Source organism: Paenibacillus sp. J2R1T-4 (assembly GCF_059692235.1).
The window spans coordinates 432,069-451,958 of record NZ_JCAUBA010000003.1; the positions used below are offsets into that span (position 1 = coordinate 432,069).

13 protein-coding genes are annotated in these 19,890 nt (G+C 49.8%); all 13 read right to left on the reverse strand.

All coding sequences use genetic code 11. From position 1 onward, the window contains the following. Nucleotides 1–10: 10 nt before the first annotated feature. The 13 genes from AC58QD_RS08675 to AC58QD_RS08735 all read right to left on the reverse strand — a co-directional run bounded on the left by AC58QD_RS08675 (nt 11) and on the right by AC58QD_RS08735 (nt 19,887). Nucleotides 11–1,657 carry an extracellular solute-binding protein gene (locus AC58QD_RS08675; protein ID WP_497332084.1) on the reverse strand — a complete coding sequence of 549 codons (1,647 nt, stop codon included), beginning with the start codon at nt 1,655–1,657 and terminating at the stop codon, nt 11–13. A gap of 178 nt (nt 1,658–1,835) precedes the next feature. After that, the gene (locus AC58QD_RS08680) at nt 1,836–2,756 is read right to left on the reverse strand and encodes a carbohydrate ABC transporter permease (RefSeq protein ID WP_497332086.1); all 921 of its coding nucleotides are present in this window, start codon (nt 2,754–2,756) and stop codon (nt 1,836–1,838) included. A 26-nt stretch (nt 2,757–2,782) separates the two neighbouring features. Continuing rightward, nucleotides 2,783–3,742, reverse strand: a complete 960-nt coding sequence (locus tag AC58QD_RS08685) for an ABC transporter permease (RefSeq protein WP_497332088.1) — start codon at nt 3,740–3,742, stop codon at nt 2,783–2,785. A 176-nt stretch (nt 3,743–3,918) separates the two neighbouring features. Further along, a complete protein-coding gene (locus AC58QD_RS08690; RefSeq protein ID WP_497332090.1) occupies nt 3,919–5,265 on the reverse strand; it encodes a DUF455 family protein in 1,347 nt (448 codons plus the stop codon). A gap of 11 nt (nt 5,266–5,276) precedes the next feature. Beyond that, a complete protein-coding gene (locus AC58QD_RS08695; protein ID WP_497332092.1) occupies nt 5,277–6,683 on the reverse strand; it encodes a Sapep family Mn(2+)-dependent dipeptidase in 1,407 nt (468 codons plus the stop codon). 49 nt (nt 6,684–6,732) lie between these two features. Further along, nucleotides 6,733–7,956, reverse strand: coding sequence for a trans-sulfuration enzyme family protein (locus AC58QD_RS08700; RefSeq protein ID WP_497332094.1), 1,224 nt, complete (start codon nt 7,954–7,956; stop codon nt 6,733–6,735). Then, complete coding sequence (locus AC58QD_RS08705; protein WP_497332096.1) at nt 7,904–10,102, reverse strand: hypothetical protein; 2,199 nt, start codon at nt 10,100–10,102, stop codon at nt 7,904–7,906. The genes AC58QD_RS08700 and AC58QD_RS08705 overlap by 53 nt, the downstream gene beginning before the upstream one ends. A gap of 69 nt (nt 10,103–10,171) precedes the next feature. Further along, on the reverse strand, nt 10,172–11,662 hold the full coding sequence (locus tag AC58QD_RS08710) for a hypothetical protein (protein ID WP_497332098.1): 1,491 nt from the start codon (nt 11,660–11,662) through the stop codon (nt 10,172–10,174). Between the two features lie 29 nt (nt 11,663–11,691). Continuing rightward, nucleotides 11,692–13,494, reverse strand: coding sequence for an ABC transporter ATP-binding protein (locus AC58QD_RS08715; protein WP_497332100.1), 1,803 nt, complete (start codon nt 13,492–13,494; stop codon nt 11,692–11,694). Beyond that, nucleotides 13,487–15,262, reverse strand: a complete 1,776-nt coding sequence (locus AC58QD_RS08720) for an ABC transporter ATP-binding protein (protein ID WP_497332102.1) — start codon at nt 15,260–15,262, stop codon at nt 13,487–13,489. The genes AC58QD_RS08715 and AC58QD_RS08720 overlap by 8 nt, the downstream gene beginning before the upstream one ends. Nucleotides 15,263–15,425: 163 nt before the next feature. Beyond that, nucleotides 15,426–15,578 (reverse strand): hypothetical protein, encoded by a 153-nt coding sequence (locus AC58QD_RS08725; RefSeq protein WP_497332104.1) that lies wholly within the window; start codon nt 15,576–15,578, stop codon nt 15,426–15,428. Between the two features lie 334 nt (nt 15,579–15,912). Further along, nucleotides 15,913–17,004, reverse strand: a complete 1,092-nt coding sequence (locus AC58QD_RS08730) for a glycoside hydrolase family 88/105 protein (protein ID WP_497332106.1) — start codon at nt 17,002–17,004, stop codon at nt 15,913–15,915. Nucleotides 17,005–17,040: 36 nt separating this feature from the next. After that, nucleotides 17,041–19,887 carry a family 78 glycoside hydrolase catalytic domain gene (locus AC58QD_RS08735; protein WP_497332108.1) on the reverse strand — a complete coding sequence of 949 codons (2,847 nt, stop codon included), beginning with the start codon at nt 19,885–19,887 and terminating at the stop codon, nt 17,041–17,043. Nucleotides 19,888–19,890: the final 3 nt, after the last annotated feature.

Here is a 19,890-nt window from a genome sequence, read left to right on the forward strand (position 1 = left end):
CTATATGCGATTACTTTTTCATTGCTTTCATAGCGTCGCTGATTTCTTTGTCGTATTCCTTACCGCCTGCTTTTTCCCATCCGCTGATCATTTCTGCGTAACCTTTTTCATAGTCAGGAGCGATGATCGCTTTCGAAACTCCCTCATACAAGGCTTTCTCAATTGCGGCTACACTCTTTTGTGCAACTGGTCTAGGAGAATCGATTAGTATTTCCGATTTTCCGAATTTCTTGAACGAGTCATACATCTTCAACATCAAGTCCGCATATTCTTCTTTTGCTGCTGGAGTAGTCCAATCCGGGCTATTAGCAACAAGTTTCTGCAACTGCTCTTTGGTGTATGGCGCAACCCCTTGTTGAATTATTGCAAGATCGCCGGATCCGGATACCCAAGTTGTTTTCTTGTTAGCTTCTGGATCAATTGCGATGCGCAGTCCGCCATCATCTTTCCAGTTAACGCCTTCTATTCCTGATGATACGGTTGCGAGGTTCTTCGGTTGAACCATCCAGTCCAAATATTTCACTACAGCTTCAGGGTTCTTGCTAGCTTTCGGCACCGCGATGAACATCCCGTAATCGGCTGCAATCGGCTGACGCTGAGTGCCGTCTGCACGTTTGAATGGCTCCAAGGTTACCCATTGAGCAGTAGGAACGGATTTACGTGTATTAACATTCATAGTTATTGATGCCTCGTTGGAATCAGTGAAACCAGCTACACCGCTGTTGATTTGTTGCGTGTATTGCTGCGAGTTGATGTCCGTTACGAATTCCTTCGAAATCAAACCTTCTTTATACAATTTATTCATCCAGCCAAAGAACGCTTTTCCTTCAGGTCCAGCTACACCGGAAGTGAACACACCATCCTTGTAGTTACCGTTAGGAGCATAGAATTGATTACCTGGTCCATCGTTGTTGACGCCAAATCCGAACATCGGTCCGAAGAAGAATCCTTTAGCGGATTGGTTGATGGCTGGCATAGCGAACGGTACCACTTTATCTTTACCGACGCCGCCCGGATCTTGTTCCTTGAACGCTTTCAATACCTGATAAAGCTCTTCGTTGGTGGTCGGCATTTTCATACCCAGCTTGTCGACCCAGTCTTTACGAATTTTCATATGGGCGCCTGCATAAGTGTTAGCGCGTATGGCCGGAATGGCATACCGTTTTCCTTTGTACATACCTGCTTGATCAAGCGCTTTTTGGTTGTTCTTAACCAAAGCCGGATATTTGGCAAGGTAGGAATCGAGCTCATGCAAACCGCCTTGCTCTGCGAATCTGAAGATGGTGTCGATCGAATAAGTGATGATTACGTCTGGAGCCTCACCGGAAGCCATCCATACATTCAACTTCTCGGACTCCTGTGCTCTAGGCAGGGAGACGAATTCGACGTCGAGTCCGATTTTCTTTGTCTCGTCGATTACGTATTTGATAATCGGGTTGTTGCCCAAGTTTTGACCCTCCGGCGCATTGGCACGATCCCATAGCGTTACACGGAGTTTGACTGGCTTCTCAGGTTCTTTACTAGGAGATGGCGTGCTGCTGCCGCTAGGTGATGGTGTTGCTGCGGGTTCCTCCTTTGAACAAGCCATTAGAACCCCTGAAAGCATTAGTGTCATTGCCAAGCTTCCTACTACCCCTTTTTTTACCACCCTTACCATACCGCTTTCCTCCCCAGTTCTTTATTACAGGAATATATCTTCCAATGGGCTTATGCACCCACTTCCTGTCGGAAAAAATTTCTTGATAAGCGCTTACATTGCAAATATAAGCGTTTTCAATGAATGAAAATATTATACAAACTTGACATTTTGTTAGTTATTTTGCTTTTTTCGGTATTTATCCTTTTACTGACCCCAGGAAAGATCCCTTAACGAAATACTTTTGCAGGAAAGGATATACGATCAGAATCGGAACGGTAGCGAACACAATCGTAGCGGATTTCAGCGACTCCTCAATAACATGGAGTTTATCTTGGTTCTGCATCGTCTCCAAGGACGTATCCATCTGTGCAAGCAGTAATATGTTCCGCAACTTCACCTGTAATGTATACAGTTCCGCTTTGTCGATGAACAGTACCGCACTGAAATAAGAATTCCAGTGACCCACCGCATAAAACAAGCTTATGGTTGCCAGAACGGCGCCGGAAAGAGGGAGCACGATCTGTACTAAGTACCGTATATTGCCGCAGCCGTCCATAATAGCCGCTTCACGCAGTTCATCAGGAAGATTCTGAAAAAATGTTTTCATGATGATTACATTGAACGCGCCAATTAATCCGGGGATCATGATGGACCATAAGGTATTTAACATACCCAGTGATTTGATCAGCAAGTAACCTGGAATTAACCCTCCGCTGAATACCATGGTCACAATCATGAAGTTCATGAAATATTTGCGACCCTTGAAATCTCTTCTGGAAAGAGGATACGCGGTCGTTATGGTGAACAGCATGTTAAGCGCAGTACCCACAACTGTAACATAAATCGTTACCCATAACGACCGGATGATATTGGCATCGGTAATAACAGATTTCATCGCATCCAGCTGGAACTCTACCGGCCAAAGCACTACTTGCCCCGTCTGTATGGCATGACTGCTGCTGAAGGCGTTCGCAATCGTATTGACAAAAGGAAAGATACAAATGAAGGTGAACAAAATGAGCAAGCTATAGTTAACGATGTTAAAGCTTACATCCCAACCGGAATGCTTGCCGAATATGCGGCGTCTGTATCTTCGTGTTTGTTCTGTAGTTGCCATCTCTATAGTCTCCTTTTCATTCAAAATTACCAAAGTCCTTCGTTGCCGAGTCGCTTGGCAAAATAGTTCGCTCCAAGCACAAGAATCAGGTTGATTACCGCTTGCGACATCCCGATTGCCGTTGTTAAGCCGAACATTCCTTGCTTAATCCCAGCGGAGTAGACATAAGTACTGATAACGTCAGCGATATTCATTACAACAGGATTCTGCAAAGCGAAAGGATGCTCAACCCCAATTGACACCATATGACCTACATTCAGAATGAGCAAAACTACAACGGTAGGCATAATTCCCGGCAGCGTGATATGGATCATCCTCTTCCATCGGCCAGCACCATCGATATTAGCGGCTTCGTACAAAGAGGGATCAATCGTTGTCATGGCAGCCAAGTAAATAATGGTACCCCATCCCGCGCCAGCCCAAACACTGGACAAGGTATAGGTAATGACCCACCAGACCTCTTCGATCATGAAATAGATTTCTTCCATGCCCATGAATCTCAACGTTGCGTTAACGATCCCATACTTAGGGGAAAGCAGATTCAGAATGATCCCGCCCATAATGACCCATGACATAAAATGAGGCAAATACAGCAGCGACTGTGTTATCCGCTTGAAATATTTGGCTCTGACCTCATTCAGCAAAAGCGCTAGAATAATGGGAGCCGGAAACCCTACAATCAGACCAAGAACGTTAAGCAGAAGTGTGTTGCGAACAATTCTGTAGAAATCCGGGATCTCCAACATCGTTCTGAAGTGCTCAAGCCCGACCCAATCTGAAGCGAACACGCCTTTGAAAATGTTGTAATCCTTAAAAGCGACGACTAGACCAAACATCGGAATATAACAAAATACAAAAAAGAAAATAACGCCTGGGACGAGCAATAAGTACAAATCGTAATTTTTGAACAGCTCTTTCGAGAAAGCACTTCTTGTTTTTTTACTCGTTTTTGCTATTGCCGGAAGTTTTTGTGTTTGTGCTTCCATACCCTCTCTCCTCTACTGCAGTTTCTACCCACCAAGTGAAAGCGTTTTCTCTATACCAATTAGGCCATTGCCATCTAGCGTATTGCAAGTATACTAATTGGTGTAAGCGTTTTAAATGTAACGATTTTTACTTTTTATTAGTTTTTTTTACTTATTCGCGGCTGGATTAGTATTCCTTAACGGGATTTAATAGTCTTTGTGCCCTTTTCTTCCATCCAGTGTTCCATATGCTCTCTTATGGTTTCCAAAGTATGACGTTCCTCAATAGGCATCGTGCGGACGAATGTCCTCGCTTGTTCTTCGCGCAGTTTGCTGCCCTTCTGTTTAACATAATTAACAAATTCATCGAGAGACCGCTCATCGCCATGATGGCGCATCAGCTTCTCCACCCATTTATGCCCAAAGCTGACATGTAAGGTCTCGTCCGCCAGATCGAACCGCAGCAGCTCAACAGCGAGATCATCCCCGCCCACTTCTTGGGCCAACCGCTCAAGATAATCTGGCTTTACCTGAAAGCTGCCCGGTTCATACCAACAGGTTACCGCTGCATAACGCTCATAAGGCTTAAGCTTCATAGAGCTCATATATGTGGCGACCCATACCTCGAACTCCTCGGGTTTGAAGCCCAGCGCCTGCATCAGCTTGAAGCCAAATTCGGAATGGCGCGCTTCATCCCATGTATGGCGGGCAACGTCGTAGTAGAATTCCCATGGCATTCCTTTGATCTCGTACAAAATCGGTGATATATATTCGGCCGCATCCATTTCATTGTAAAGCCAGACAGCAAGGGCTGCCCGTTCCACGCTTGGATCGCCTTTGAGATTGTGGGACCACAAATAACCTTCGATCGGATGCTCGTACGAATAGTGGGAGTCGGTGGTGCGGTGCATGACTTCCGGCGGTTCATAGCTGTGACCGGCAAATCTCCTTAGTTTGTCCACCGCTTCAGATGTCACCGTTTCACTATAAAGACCGCCAGCTGCCATCAGCAGCTCAGCAATGTGTGTGGTCCATTCATGTAAAGGGCGGGGTGTTTCCCCATATATTCGGTGAAGGAATTCGGTGCCTGTCTGGATCTGATCCGATAATGTACCAATCACTTCTTCCAGGATGTGTACAGTAGGTCGATCAGACAGCTCATTGGTCTGCTGCTTGTAAGTCAGATAAGCGTCTTTAAGCGCAGGAAGGAGGACTGTATAGAGCACTTCCACAAACGGGGCCTCATCCCCCGCGAACATCGCCTCCTCAAGAAGGGCGCTCAAATTGTCTTCGAGTGCGGCGTCCGGCTTGCCTCCCGGCATTTCGGCCAGCCGACGGCGCAGTTTATCCACATGGGTCGTCCATTCCCACAAATGGCGGGCTGCCATATATTTCGCTTCTGCATGGCGGAGCCTCGAGATCCATGCTCCCATCACACGGATTAACTGACGTTCGAATGCCATCGGCCGACGTAGACTGACGGCTTGCGGGATTCTTCGCAGCTCCTTCTTATTAAGCGGCTTCGGTTCGTTCGAGTTCAGCATATTGCTTCCTCCTAATCGATGAGTAGTTCATACATCCCTTGCAGACAAATCTCGGCATGGCGCATCATATCGTCCATGTAAATGAACTCATCGGCCTGATGTACGCGAGTGTCTACGCCGCCAGGCAACCCAGCGCCAAAAGCGACGCCGTTATTACGCAGCTTGCGGGCATATGTACCCGCGCCCATGCGCAGCATCGCGGCTTTTTCACCGGTGATTTTCTCATAAGCGCGGCTTAAACGCACAATGACCGGATGGCTCTCCGGCACGTAAACAGGAGTAAGATGACGCGTCTGTTCAACATCGATGCCACGTGATTGTGCTAGGCGCTCGAGCTCAGACAATAGATGTGCGCCGTTATAGCTAATAGGGTAACGGATATTACACAGTGCTTGTGCCCCATGGATGTCAATGGAAACTGTACGCAGAAACACAACCAGGCTTCCTGATACGCCGTCGCTGCAGGCGATGCCGAGCGACCGCCCGTCTGTCTCCATGCCGATCTTCTCGTGCAGGAATCGCAGCAAGCGATCCCTTCCTGTATCCAGTTCCAGTGCAAGCAAGAAGGCAACCATATTCGCAATGGCATTGCGCGAGCCTGTTGGGCTTCCTTCCACGAGCTCGTTGCCTGCTGTAAGCTCCAACACCTCAGCTGAAGGGTAAGCGGCAGACAGGTTCGCATAAGAATGAACGGCTTGGCGGAGTCGTTGCTCCTGATCTTTGTCCAGATGGACAAGCGACAGCTCCGCCGTGCAACGATTCGGAATCAAGGTAAGCATATTGCCGCCTTGTAAAGACAAGATTGGGAGCAGCGGCCTTACGGAAGACTCCTCTTGCTCAGTCGAGAACACAACGTTCATATTGCCCATCTCTACATTGAAAATCGGATAGCCGGCATCGGGTGCGAATGCCATATCAGGAAGCGGCTCTTTCTCGAAATAGAAGTCGAGGTCTTTCATTCCGCTTTCCTCATTCGTCCCGAAGATCAACCGGAGACGGCGATTGCCGATTATGTCCAGGTCCTTCAGTGTTTTGAGCGCATACAACGCGACCACAGCAGGTCCCTTGTTATCAGAAGCCCCTCTTCCGATGATCCTCCCCTTGTCGATGAGACCGCTGAATGGCGGGTAGGTCCATCCATCGCCTTCGTGAACCGTATCCAAGTGGACAAGCACTGCTGCCAGTTCATTGCCTTGACCGTATTCAACATGACCTGCGTAACCGTCCACGTTCTTCACTTCGAAGCCGAACGATTCGGCCAACCTGAGCATGTATTGCAGGGCCCGGTCGACCCCGATGCCGAACGGCTTACCCGGCTCAGGGGTGTCCATAACGCTGCGTATTTGTACCAGCTCCGAGATGCCGCTTGCGATCTCGGCACGATATTTGTGAATTTCATGTCCTATGATCAAGAGCATGCGTCCCCGCTTCCCTGTTTATTAATAACATTAAAAATGGAAGATTCTCCTACATCTCATTCAAGGCGCGGTCCAGATCACCCATAATGGAATCGGCGCTCTCTAGTCCAACCGAAATACGTATAAGCCCTATTGGAATGCCCGACTGGATGGACGTTTCTTCGTTCACCCATAAACCAGGAGAGTTAATCAGACTCTCGAAGCCGCCCCAGCTTGGGCCTTCTTCGAAGTACTGCAGGCTTTTCATCATCTTCATAATCTGCTGTTTATCGCCTTTCGGGACGAAGCTCAGCAGTCCGCAATAGCCGGACATTTGCTTGCGGCCTAGCTCATATTGCGGGTGACTCCGCAGCCCTGGATAATAAACAGCAGACACTCTAGGATGTGCCTCCAGAAAGGCTGCCACCTTCATTCCGTTCTCCTGATGCTGCTTCAACCTGACCGGCAATGTGCGCAGACTGCGGATCAGCAGCCAAGACTGATGCGGATCCATGACAGCCCCGAACAAGCTTCTCTCATTGTTCATGATAGAGTCCAATACATCCTTGCTTCCTACGATAACGCCGCCCAGAATATCACTGTGTCCGCCCATATATTTGGAGGCCGAGTGAACCACAAGGTCGATTCCATATTTCAATGGATTCTGGTACAGCGGCGTCGCCCATGTGTTGTCAATGATCGTTGCAATCCCATGATATTTCGCCAAGGCAGAGATGGCTTCCAGGTCCTGGAGAGTGAATATATTGGAGAGCGGGCTCTCCAAATATATAATCTTCGTATTGGGACGGATCGCCTGCTCGAATTCCTCCAAGCTTTCCCCTGAAACAAAAGTAACCTCACAACCAAACTTCTTCATGTAAGTCTCTAGAAACACCTTCACGGGCAAATATACCGCTCTTGGACAAATAACATGGCTGTCTTTTTCCAGGTAATGGGTTAGAGCAGCACTAATGGCCGCCATTCCCGAGGAAAAGCATCGGGCTTCCTCCCCTTCTTCTAGAGCCGCAATCTTCTTCTCCGCTATCTCAGTCGTCGGATTGGAGACACGTGTGTAGTTGTAGCCGTGATTTACCGTTTTCCTTGTAAACAGGGTGTTCTGAAAAATCGGAGGGACAATCGCCCCCAGATAACGGTCGTACTCGTCGCCCAGATGGGCGCAAATATCTTCTTTGCTCCATTTGGCATCCTTATCCATATTCATATATCCCATCCCCTTGCCTTTAGTTACTTGCTGCAGAGCAGGAACCATCCCATGCCCGCCACTTGTGGTCAACGATCGCCCAGCTTCGCGATTCGAACTGATAGGAGGACAGCTTCGGTGTTGCGAACAACTCCTTACCATCCAACTCGATCCGGCTGCCGTTCATGAAGCCATATCGGACCTCGCTTGCTCCTTCAAGCACATAAGCAAAATCTGCATCGGTTACTACTCGTCCATAGTTCACTTTTCCATCCTCCCACGTATACCGCGGGTATAGAGCTTCATCAAGCAGCCCTTTCTCAAGATCCAGCTTATACGACAGATGGAAGTTCGTTGTGCTCCCGCGGTAAACCAGTGATAGTGCATCGTCTGTCTCAGACTGATAGGCGATGGAGACGCGTCCAGTTACCTGGTCTGCAAGTTCGCTCCGGCGATGAGGGGTCAGCACCGTGACATAAGCGCGCATGCTGCCCTGCTCGACTGTTCCCGATTCCACCTCGTATAGCATCACGGCGTCCCCGTAACAGCGCTTGATCGCCTCCTGACCTATAGTGTGGCGGCTGCCAGGAAACTCAATGGCTAGTGCCCATTCGTTACGGTTGATGTAAGGGCTCTTGTCACCCGGCCCCCGGTAAATATGCGGTACGCAAGTATCGAAGAAGCCGTCACCCTGCTCTAGCACCATTCCGGTGTGCCACAGATTGGCTGTCGTAGCGGTCTGTGCCGCTTCAGCTCTTGTCCAGTCAACGACAATGAAGACGCCATCTTCTTTTATATACGTCATATTCCGATCCCAAGTAATCTTCCGAGCCACATCGTACAGTCGCGTGCGGCTATACTCGAGCGGTTCGAACTTCTGCATATGGAGCTTCTCGGTAACCGCCTTTTTATAATGACCATGATCATGCAGGAAATCGTAAACGCTTCCGTCAGGAAGCTCACCCTCACGGAAGACGAGTCGGTTATGATATATATCGTTGCGGTATTTGCCGTTTGGCGTCTGCTCCCTGTAGCCGCCTTCGTACAACAATACATTGCCGTCTTTGATCAGCATGCTTACTGAATTCTCGTCGCTATGCCCGTGATGCGCTTTTTCCGCTTTTACGGAAATCGTATTTCGCAAATAGTTGCGAGCCGAGTATGCATAATTGCCCTCATCGCGATAATTTAGCAGCAGGTAGGTGTCTTCCTCGTTCCAGCCATCGCGGAACACGATCTTTTTGCCAATCACATCCTCAAGCAGCTCTTCGCTCCCCCAATCTGGCTTCACCGCTGCCACATCATCGTCCGCCCATAGATAAGCATAGGTCATATAGGCGGCTAGACCGATCGAGACCTGGTCGCCGGCGAAAGCCATTCCGAACTCGAATACTTGGTCGGCCGCATATTTCATATGCCCATCTTGATAAGCAGCGGCGCCCTTTTCCAGGCAAGCCAGCCACAAATACCAATAAGAACCGAAATGAGAATCCCCATAATCGGGAATCAGCCCTCCAGGGGTCAAAATTCGAACGAAGTAATCGTAGTAATATTTGGTTTGCGGCAGCTTGAAGTATTCTTCCTCGCGACCCGCATATCGGGCATATTCCTGACAGGAGCCCAGCCAAAGGGGGAGATAGAGCTGTGCATCCTCGATTGACCATTTGCCGAAAGATTCCTCCGCCAAATACGTCCTCATCTTGTTCCATTGGCTTGTTTCCTCTGTTTCGCCTAACGCTTCTATTGCAAGTGAAAGAGTCCAGACACGCAGCATGGATCGGTTATGAGCGCCCCATTCCGGGTAATGGAACAAACTATCTATGCAGCTGCGGATGGATTGCTCAATACGCAGCTTCTCCTCCGGATTCACAACACCGCTGTCCTTGATGAACAGGTACCCGTATAGAAAATGTGGAGCCTGGAACATCGCCTCCACTACCGGCACTCCCTTGGCATATTCGGGATGTCTCTGCAAGTTTTCTGCAGGAACGATTGACAAGTAGGTATCCGCTTCCAACAGCACTTCTTTGGCCCTATACGCGTAATCAAGATCACCGGTGACATGATACATGAAGCCTTCCAGCTGTACTTGGACGGGAATAATTCCAGGCGCGGTATACATGCCGAGAAACTGGTCCGGTTTATAAGCTTGCTTCCAATTGTTAATGGACTCGCTATAGGTTTCACGGCCGTGAATCAAGGCTACCTTGATGTAAGCCAGGTACTTCGATTTACTCATCGTCTCTCCGCCTTTGCCACACGAAATGTTTGTACATCTGCATCGTAGGAATAAGAATTATCATGTACGTTAACGGATAACGATTTCTGCCCAGATCACCGTGAAATCGCCCTTCGCCGCCAGGTCGATAACGTTATATCCGGCATGGACTGCGCCTTGCGGAATTCGGAAGCTATATACTAGCCCTTCCGGCCGAGGCTTCCTAAGGCTATACGTTCCGGCGAAAGCGCACTCTGCTCCGTTTAAGCGTATTACACAGCTGTCTTTCTCAAGCATTTCGCCTTCTTGAACGCCTATCAGGATCTCCGCTTCGCCCGTTTCGGGCTTCGACCCAATATGAATGCGGAGTGAAGCATGTGAGTCGTTCGCGCATACGATTGGAAGCGCAATGGCGGTTGGTTCACCTGGAGCCCACGTATCCGCATAAGTAACTACATGCCGTCTTGGCTTCCCAGCCAAAGTCTCGAGACTTCCCACTTCCCTCACCAGTTGGGGATAATCGGACAAGTCTTCTATTGTCGTATCCGAATCCATATAGTTGAACAGGTAAATCGAATCAGCACCGCGCGACAGAAGTGATGCCGCGGCTCCTCGCACCGTCTCCAGCGAATTCGTCTGGCGGAGCTTCGAAGCTGGATATGCGCGAATAAGCACTTCCAATCCTGCCGCTAGCCGGACGCCCGTATTATCAAGCAGACGTTTCCATTGCTCGATCGGCATATCCGTTTCGATGGTCGCCCAGAACGGGGTTACAACAAGTAAGTCGATCAGGCCGCGGCGTGCCCATTCGACCGCGTCCATCCCTAGCCCCAAGGACGTGTGCGGTCTGGACGGCACACGAGCCGACAAGCTGATCTGATGTCCCCGCTTCTGTTCCCACTCGTCACAGAGAGTACGTACCTTTGTCATGAATTCCGTTAAGATGATAGCCCCTTCCTGTTCGAAGCCGGGCTTGAAATGATGAGTGAATCGCATCCAATCGAGTTCTAAGCCATCCGCATCATACCGCTCCAACATTTCCTGAATAAGCGAGAATGCGCGATCCCGAACCTCCTCATTTCCGTAATCTAACGCTCGATCCGTCCAGTCAGTGAATCTGTAGGGGACCCTTCTCAAGTCGGGACGATCGCGCCAAAAGCTGCTATGAAGCGGATGCTGCTCCTCATCGACGCTGTGTATATCATTCATTCTCATAGATAACCGGGATGAGATTCCATTTACGCGATTGCGTTCGATCCATCGAGCGAAAAGGTCGATCCCATCATTATGCAAACTCCAAGCAGTATGAATCCACTTACGAGTCCTTTCTCTCGCTGAAGGGGCGACCTCTTTCAGGAAAGGTTGATTGTCGCCGCCCTCCGGGTCATATCCATGCCAAAATGGTTCCCACACCTTACTTCCATAGGAGGTCCTCATTGCATTGACGTTCATGACCAGCTCTGTCACCTGTGTTCCAGCGTATTGGTCCGCCCAAGCATCAACCTCTTGAATCCCTGGATTCGAATCCCGACGATTCACGTAATAATGATTGCAATCTTCATTGAGCATTAATCCTTGCATATACGGATCTCCTCCTGTTCATTGTTTGATTACGAGGCCAGGAAGCGATACTGCGCTTCGATCAATCCGTGATAGATTCCCCGGTTCTCCAGCAGCTCTTCATGGGTGCCCTGCTCCTTGACCTGTCCATGATCGAGTACGACGATCTGGTCTGCGCTGCGAATCGTGCTAAGACGATGTGCGATGATGAAGGAATTGCGGCCTGCGAGAAGCGTCTTCAGCGCCTCCTGAATCTTGACTTCCGTTTCGGTATCGATACTGGCGGTTGCCTCATCGAGAATAAGAATCCGCGGATTCGCAAGCAGCGCCCTTGCGAACGAGAGCAGCTGGCGCTGTCCCATCGACAGCATCGAGCCGCGCTCCTCCACCTCAGTGCGGTAACCGTTCGGCAGCTTGCTGATGAAATCGTGCGCATACACCGCTTTTGCTGCGGCCATTACTTCTTCATCTGTCGCCTCCAGACGTCCGAAGCGGATGTTATCCATAATCGTGCCGGAGAAGATGAAGGTATCCTGCATGACAATCCCGATCTGTGACCGCAGACTGTCCAGCTTGACATCCCGCAGATCGTGTCCATCAATCAGCACCCTGCCTTGTATCGGGTCGTAGAACCGACACAGCAAGTTGACAATCGTACTTTTCCCCGATCCTGTGTGGCCTACCAACGCGATGGACTGCCCTTCCTCGACATCGAGACTGATGCCCTTCAAGGCAGGACGGCCGGCTTCGTATTCGAATACAATCTGGTCGAGTTGAATATGGCCTTTAACGGGTGGAAGAGCATGGGCGTTACGCTTCTCCTGCACAATCGGCTGCTCATCCATAAATTCGAAGATTCGTTCTGATGACGCCATCGCAACCAGTACCTGCGAATACATGGCCCCGAGACGATTGATCGGCTCCCAGAAATTGCCGATGTAGTTGGCGAAAGCCACCAACAGCCCAATGGTAATGGCTTCTGTCTCCACCAATCGTGAGCCATACCAGAACAAGATGAATGTACCCACCGCTGCTGTCATTTCAATTAACGGACCAAAGCTCACGTTCAGTGTCATCGCTTTGTCCCAAGATTTGCGATTAACCTCGTTCATATCGCCGAAGTAATCGATATTGTTGTTTTCTTGAGCGAATGCCTGCGTAACCCGGATGCCTTGAATACTCTCATTCAGGTGGGAATTAATTCTGGACTGGCGGGAGCGAACCTCCTGCCAAGCACGGCGAATCCTGCTCCGAAGCGTATGGGAGACGAAGAACATCAGCGGAACCGTAAGGATGATGGCAATGGCAAGCTTGAAGTTCAACAGCAGCAAAATAACAATAATTCCAACGAGCTGTACACAGTCGATCATCAGGTTGACGACACCATTGGTGAACAAATCCTGGAGCGCATGAATGTCGTTCGTGACCCTGACAAGCACGGAGCCAGCCGGCCTTTTATCGAAGAAGCGGAATGACAGCTGTTGGATATGCTTGAACAGGTCGAACCGCAGGTCATGGATGACCTTCTGCCCGATTATGTTGGTGTACCTAGTGCGGAAGCGGTTCGCTGCCAATTGAATCGTATATAGAACAAGCATCGTAGTCACATATATGGCAAGCAAATTTCCGTTATTTCCGAGAAGTGCCCGGTCGATAGCCAGACTGATGAGGAATGGAATCGCCAGCTTCGTAAGCGCCCCGAGGATCATCATGACGATGACGATGGGCAGCAGCTGTCTGCTGTATGGCTTCATATACGCTGCCAAACGGCGCAATTGTCCCCAATCGAACGCCTTCTCCATTTCCTCATCCTCATGGTATACGAATCTTTGACCTTTAACCGGCTTACTCATGATAGACTAGCCCCCTTTCCTCGGCCTCCTGCTTTTTTGGCGCATTCGCTTCGTGCTGGATCCGATAGGTGTGTGCATAGTGTCCACCCTGGTTCAACAGGTCGCGATGAGTGCCCCGTTCGACAATTCGTCCTTCCTCCAGGACAATAATCTCGTCAGCATGCTGCAGGGAGGAAATCCGATGGGCGATAATAATAACGGTGCAGCCCTGGATTGAGGCGAGCCCCTTTTGAATCTCATATTCGGTCTCCATGTCAACCGCACTAGTCGCATCGTCCAGAATGAGCAGCTTCGGTCGTTTGATCAATGCTCTGGCAATGGCGATCCGTTGCTTTTGACCGCCCGACAGACCAAGCCCTCTCTCTCCGACAACGGTGTCGTACCCTTCCGGGAGCTCCATGATGAACTCATGTGCTTGCCCCAGCTTGGCGGCTTCCATGATCTGTTCCATACCGACATCGTCAACTCCATATGCAATATTATTGCGAATGGTGGATGAGAACAGGAACGTCTCCTGAAACACGAACGCCATCTCCCGACGCAAATCCTCGAGCCGCAAGTCGCGAATATCGCGGCCGTCAAGCGTAACCCGTCCCTCCGTGACATCATAAGCTCGCATCAATAGCTGAATAATCGTTGATTTGCCCGAGCCGGTACCGCCCAGAATCCCGATTGCAGTACCCGGTTTGACATCGATATTGAGATGTTCCAATGCAGGCACCTTACCTTCATAAGCAAAAGAAACATCCTCGAACTGGACTCGGCCTTTCACACTTTCCGCGGGCATTGGCTGCGCATCTTCCTTATCTTTGATCTGCACATAGTGGTGGAGCACCTCCAACACCCTCTCGGCAGACGTCTTAAACTGCGAATACACATTAATATGATGTCCGGTGTGCCATAATGGCCCGATGATATACCAGACCAGGCTGAAAAAAGCTACCAGTTCACCAAGCGTGAGCGCATCTTTCAGGACCAAATAGCCGCCAGCTCCCATAAGGATAACCACACTTAGATTGACCGTCCATTCCATCATTGGGATGTAATTCGACAGGATGTTCCCCGTGTGAATAGTGCTGTCCTTGTAGCCCTCACTGCGTTTGGAGAATTTCTCGACTTCATAAGGCTCCCTGCCAAAAGATTTCACCGTTCTCACACCCGAAATATTCTCCTGGGCGGTCGTAGTCAGCTCACTTACGGAGGTTCGGATTGACCGTAACGCCGGCTGAATCCGCGTCTGGAATCGCACAGCCAAATAGGCCAGCACCGGCATGGTGACGAGCACAAACAGAGCTAGCTGCCAGGAAATCGTGAACATGACGGCTGATCCGAACAGGATGCTGGCACAGAAGTTGAACATGTGCGACAGCTCGTAGCCCAGGAAATGACGGACCGCTTCCAGATCCCCTGTCAGCCGGGACATCAGATCGCCGGTCTTGGCTTTGTCATAATAAGAAAAAGAAAGCGCCTGCAATTTGCGGTATGAAGCATTGCGTAAATTCAAGGCAATGCGATTGCCTGCCCTTCCCCCGTAATGTCCAAAAGCAAACAATAAAGACACTTTCACGGCAACAGCTGAAATCATGAGGACGGCAAGCATGAACACTTTTCCGAACTGCTCTTTCAAAATAACGTCGTCGATCAAATAGCGCAGCAGTATCGGATACAAGAGACCCAGCGCAGTGCTGCTCAGGAGACAGACAGTGGCCAGTGCGATCAGCTTTCTCTCACCCTCATAATACTCTTTCAGCGATCTGAACACATTCATGTTGATTTCCCTCCATCGGCGTCATGCTCTCTTTGCCATGGTTTCAATTTGGGTTCATTTTAATGAAAAAAGGGAGGGGAATATATAGGAACTCCTTGACTTTTTATTAGAATTCTTGACATTGGAGGAATATAATCTGGTCAGCGAAACCTTCCTCCTAGTCCTACTCTCTAAGGCGGATCTTCCGCTTTACAGCCCATTCTTTCTCCCAATCCTGCTCTCTAAGGCTGCTTTTCCGCTCTACAGCCCATTCTTCCTCCCACTCCTTCTCTCTAAGGTGGATTTGAGGCTGCCGATACATTGTGAGTAATTCCACTCTTCGACTCTCCTTTAACTGCAAAAGCTGCAGTTATTTTTCAAGGATTCGGACCCTTTACCAAATTAACTGCATTTCGTGCCGTTAATTTTAACGTATCCGGCTCATCTCGCTACAAATCTAATAATTAGTTGCAGGTTTTGCAGTTATAACTCAAAAATACTGCATTTGAGATAAAATAACTGCAGGTTTTGCAGGTACTTCTCACGCTGTTTAGCTAGATAATCTGCATCTGCACCCTTTCCCTCCATAATGCTCTCTAAGATGGTTTTTCCGATCTATCGTGCATCCCAACAAAAAACCTTCCGATTGAACCGGAAGGTTGTAATACCAATCACTCCACATGCTGCAAGCCTTCGACCAACATCAGAAGTGTCATAGATTGCCCATAGGGCATCGGACATACGGCAATGTCCTTGTAGGATTGCAAGGTGCATCCCACCCTTGTCAGGTAGGATACGCCTTGGACGGCTCCGCTCGCATCAATCTTGCCCATCACCGCTCCCAGTGCCTTTAATCCGACTTCCTTATAAACTTCACTGATATATCCTTTGCGCACGGCCTTGAGGATGCTGTAAGCGAACACTGCTGTAGCCGATGTTTCCTCGTAGGAGGTAGGATCGTCAAGCAGCGTTGTCCACATTCCGCTCGGCATCTGGAGCTCCGTCAGCTTTTGAATCTGCCGCTCCAGTGAGGAGAGCAGGTATAATTCTACACCCATCGGGATCTTCATCATATCCAGGTAATCGACCAGCCCAGCCATATACCAGGCGTTGCCGCGACCCCAGAGTGCTTCAGCATAATGATGATGCTCCTCGAAGGTCCAGCTGTGGAAAAATAACCCCGTCTTCCTATCGGTTAAATACTTAAGATGGACTAGGAACTGACGAACACTTTCTTGAACATAGTAATCATTGTTCAACAGGATCCCCATCCTGCCCATGAACAGCACGGTCATATAGAGCGTGTCATCCCACAACTCTTTCTCTTTCTCGTTATTGTTCTCGCTCAGATTATCATTCATGGCGTATGTAATCCCGAATTCGGGTGTTCGCGGCATCTCATCGGCGGCATAACTGGCCCATTCCTCGCAGATCCGCAAATATTCGGGATGATGCGTTTCTTCGTAGATATAGCTGAGTGTAAGCAAGGGACACATCGTATTAATGTTCTTCGAAGGAAGTCCCTCTCGGATCTGATTATCGAACCAATCGGTCAAATATTGGATTATATCCCGATCGCGTGTTTCTTTGTAGTACAAGTACAACGAACGCAATCTGACTCCTTGCGACCAGTCCCATTGTTCACTGGCAAGGATGTTCATGGATGCGTCTTCCGGGCTCGCGACCCCCAGCCTTTGCATCCTGCCCATTATTTTCTGAATCATGCCTTCTATATCCTGCTTCTGCATTTGCGTTAGAGTCATGCTAAGCACCTCCCACGGCGTGTCTGCTTTGCTGCGTTATTCGATGACAGTGATCAGAATCTCCCATTCCGTGTTCTCGTGTTCTGAACTGATCTCAACTTCAATGTCCCGCGGTACGGTAACACGCATGACTGGCTTCTCCTCTTCCTTCGACCAGGCTACGTCTATGCGCCCATGAGGTGTCGGAACGATACCCTCCGCCCAACGAAGCTCTGTCTTCGGCGGACTTATACGAACCCTTTGGAAGCCATCCTCCAGCTTTTGGACCCCGAGCAATTGATTGCCGAGAATGAAAGCTGGGGCAGCAGACCAAGCGTGCGCATGACTTCTTGGAAACACGGTGAACGTTTCCCATGTAGTGGTAGCCCCATAACGAATCATGCGTCCCCAATCCGTACGGATCTGCGCAAGCATGCGGTCCAATTCGCCGAAGCGCTCCCACACCTCGAACAGATAGAAAGAGAAGAATGGCGTGCCGATCTGAATCCAATCCTCCGGCGGATCCATCAGCTTCGGCTCTATGACGGCGGCCTGCTGTTCGTTCAGACAATCGGCCAGATAAAGCAAAATATGGGTCTGAAGGCTGCGTGTCGTCGATCGCTCCCCTGTTCGGTGAATACCGTCCAGGTAGACCTGTTCCTCCTCGTCCCACAATTGCTCCTGAAGCGCACGCTTCTGTTCTCCCGCGTACCCTCTCAGCTCTACTGCTTCATCCCTCCATCCGAGACGGTCCGCCATATCCGCAGCGATGCTGTGGCATTGCGCCAATTGAGCCTGCTGTGCGGTCACTACGCCGACATACGGAATGTCGATCGGTGCCCAATCGAGCATATTCCACGAGCTGGTGTCGAACAGCCCGTCCTTATTTAGAAACCCGCGGTATGCTTCAAGTGTCAACCTTATCTCGGGGTAGATTTTCCCCAAGAACGCACTATCCCCGCTATAAGCCACATACTCCTTGCAAGCGATGATCCAGCTGAAGGTCCACATCGGAATAGCAGCCTGCCAGTCGGTAGGCAGCAAAGCGAGCAGCAGCGAGCTTTGGCTCCGCGATCGAGGCACCATCTCCAGGCAATGCCTGACGAGCTCATAGGAACCGAATAATTGGTAGTTCACGAGCGCACTTACACGACAGTCTCCTACCCAGAACACCTGCTCATAGGTAGGACAGTCGACGAATGTATCTTCCATGCACATCTGCGACGTATGACGGGAAATTTCCCAAATGTCGTTCAGCATGGGATCAGAGCAGCGGAACAGCGCCTTATCTGTAGCAGGGTAGCTAGATTGGTGCAACTGTAGCCGGTGAATCCTCACAGGGACATCTGACTCTCGTACAGTGACGATGAGATAACGGAATCCCATGCGGGTACCGCTTTTGAACGTTTGTCTGCCTTCCCGGCAGATGTACCGGAAAGCATTGTTGCAGCCGGACGTGTAGGCATTGGCTCCATTGACGCGATTCTCGAACCCGTAGACGTCGATTACAGTCCCCTGCGGAGCGTCGACTTCCAGCTCGATCGTCCCGACGAAGATTTTGCCGAAATCGAGAATCGTCTCGATATCTCCCCCTTCCGCCGGAGAGGGAAGCTCTGTCGGCAGCAAGTGATCATGAAGCATCCGTTCCGTCCGGTTTGTAATCGGATAACGTCGGACTACTTGTTTGCGCAGCATGAGGGAGTAGATCATTTGATTAACGTGCACATGCCGAGGTTCTACGTCCGAGCACATGTCTCGATACCTTTCGAATTCGGCAATAGTAGAGCATGTGCCTATTTGCTTCAGCAGCGGGTGATCGTGGTTCAAGCCTGTGCTCTTCTCAACACCGCCGTAGACAGGCTTGTGCCCATCTGCATAAGACTCTATTGTCTCGAATGGACCTATGGTGACGAATGACATGCCTTCCTTCCCAAATGGATGGGCGAATTCCAACCCGCTGGTGAAGTCCAACTCCATATGGGTGAACAAATCGTTATGTACGCCGCATATTTCCATCAGGAACAGATGCTCCCCCTCAGGAATTTCAATCGCAGCGTTAGGCTCATACCAGGTATGACCGATCTTGAATCGCCCCTGAACTCCATTCCATCTGGAATGAGCGAACGTCAACCGACCGGAAGTTAGCGCTGCTGCAACCAGCTTCACTGCTAGGAACCCGCTAAAAATCTTGGCATTAGCATCTCTTGAATGCGGATACAGATTGTCCCGCATATTGACCGAGATCACCTGCTGAATTGGAACGATCTCACTCAGACTGATTACTTGTTTGGGCCTCACGATCTGTGTCGCGAGCGGCTCAATATCTCTGGGGTACAGCGTTCCCCAAGGAGAGCTTCCGTAAGGAACTACAATGCTGCTCGGCTCCCACCCGCTATCATCATAGGAAGGATGCACCCAATCCTCGTCCATCGCACCCGCATCATAGATTTCCATCCAACCGATGTTCACATTTCGTTTGACCACATCGGCATCATAACCAGCATGTCTGCGATGCAGCCATGTCTCATCAGTCCCGATAATCTCCGTACCCGAAGCAGCGCCGCTTAACTGGAGGGCAGCGATCAGTCCGGCTTCATTTTCTACATATTGATAATTGGAATGGCCATAGTGCCATACTTTCACTGCAATTACATTCGCTCCCGCTCTGATCAGATGCGAAACGTCGAAGGTATCGTAATACCAATGGTCCGCCGTCGAACGGATCGGTCCTTCCCCCAGCTCTATGCCATTCACCCATAGTCGGAACTTGGTATCTGCAGATATGGACAATGTCGCTTGGTCTGCCTTCGCACCTGCCGCATGGAATGTTTTACGGAAGCAGATATGTTCGTTTACTGGCCGCCGGTCACCCGGCTTCCATATCCATTCAGCCTTTTCAAACATTGG

Bases quoted from the DNA above. Each gene is read 5' to 3' on its own strand.
- AC58QD_RS08675 (WP_497332084.1), bottom strand. From the start codon at position 1,657: ATGGTAAGGGTGGTAAAAAAAGGGGTAGTAGGAAGCTTGGCAATGACA.
- AC58QD_RS08680 (WP_497332086.1), bottom strand. From the start codon at position 2,756: ATGGCAACTACAGAACAAACACGAAGATACAGACGCCGCATATTCGGC.
- AC58QD_RS08685 (WP_497332088.1), bottom strand. From the start codon at position 3,742: ATGGAAGCACAAACACAAAAACTTCCGGCAATAGCAAAAACGAGTAAA.
- AC58QD_RS08690 (WP_497332090.1), bottom strand. From the start codon at position 5,265: ATGCTGAACTCGAACGAACCGAAGCCGCTTAATAAGAAGGAGCTGCGA.
- AC58QD_RS08695 (WP_497332092.1), bottom strand. From the start codon at position 6,683: ATGCTCTTGATCATAGGACATGAAATTCACAAATATCGTGCCGAGATC.
- AC58QD_RS08705 (WP_497332096.1), bottom strand. From the start codon at position 10,102: ATGAGTAAATCGAAGTACCTGGCTTACATCAAGGTAGCCTTGATTCAC.
- AC58QD_RS08710 (WP_497332098.1), bottom strand. From the start codon at position 11,662: ATGCAAGGATTAATGCTCAATGAAGATTGCAATCATTATTACGTGAAT.
- AC58QD_RS08715 (WP_497332100.1), bottom strand. From the start codon at position 13,494: ATGAGTAAGCCGGTTAAAGGTCAAAGATTCGTATACCATGAGGATGAG.
- AC58QD_RS08720 (WP_497332102.1), bottom strand. From the start codon at position 15,262: ATGAATGTGTTCAGATCGCTGAAAGAGTATTATGAGGGTGAGAGAAAG.
- AC58QD_RS08730 (WP_497332106.1), bottom strand. From the start codon at position 17,004: ATGACTCTAACGCAAATGCAGAAGCAGGATATAGAAGGCATGATTCAG.
- AC58QD_RS08735 (WP_497332108.1), bottom strand. From the start codon at position 19,887: ATGTTTGAAAAGGCTGAATGGATATGGAAGCCGGGTGACCGGCGGCCA.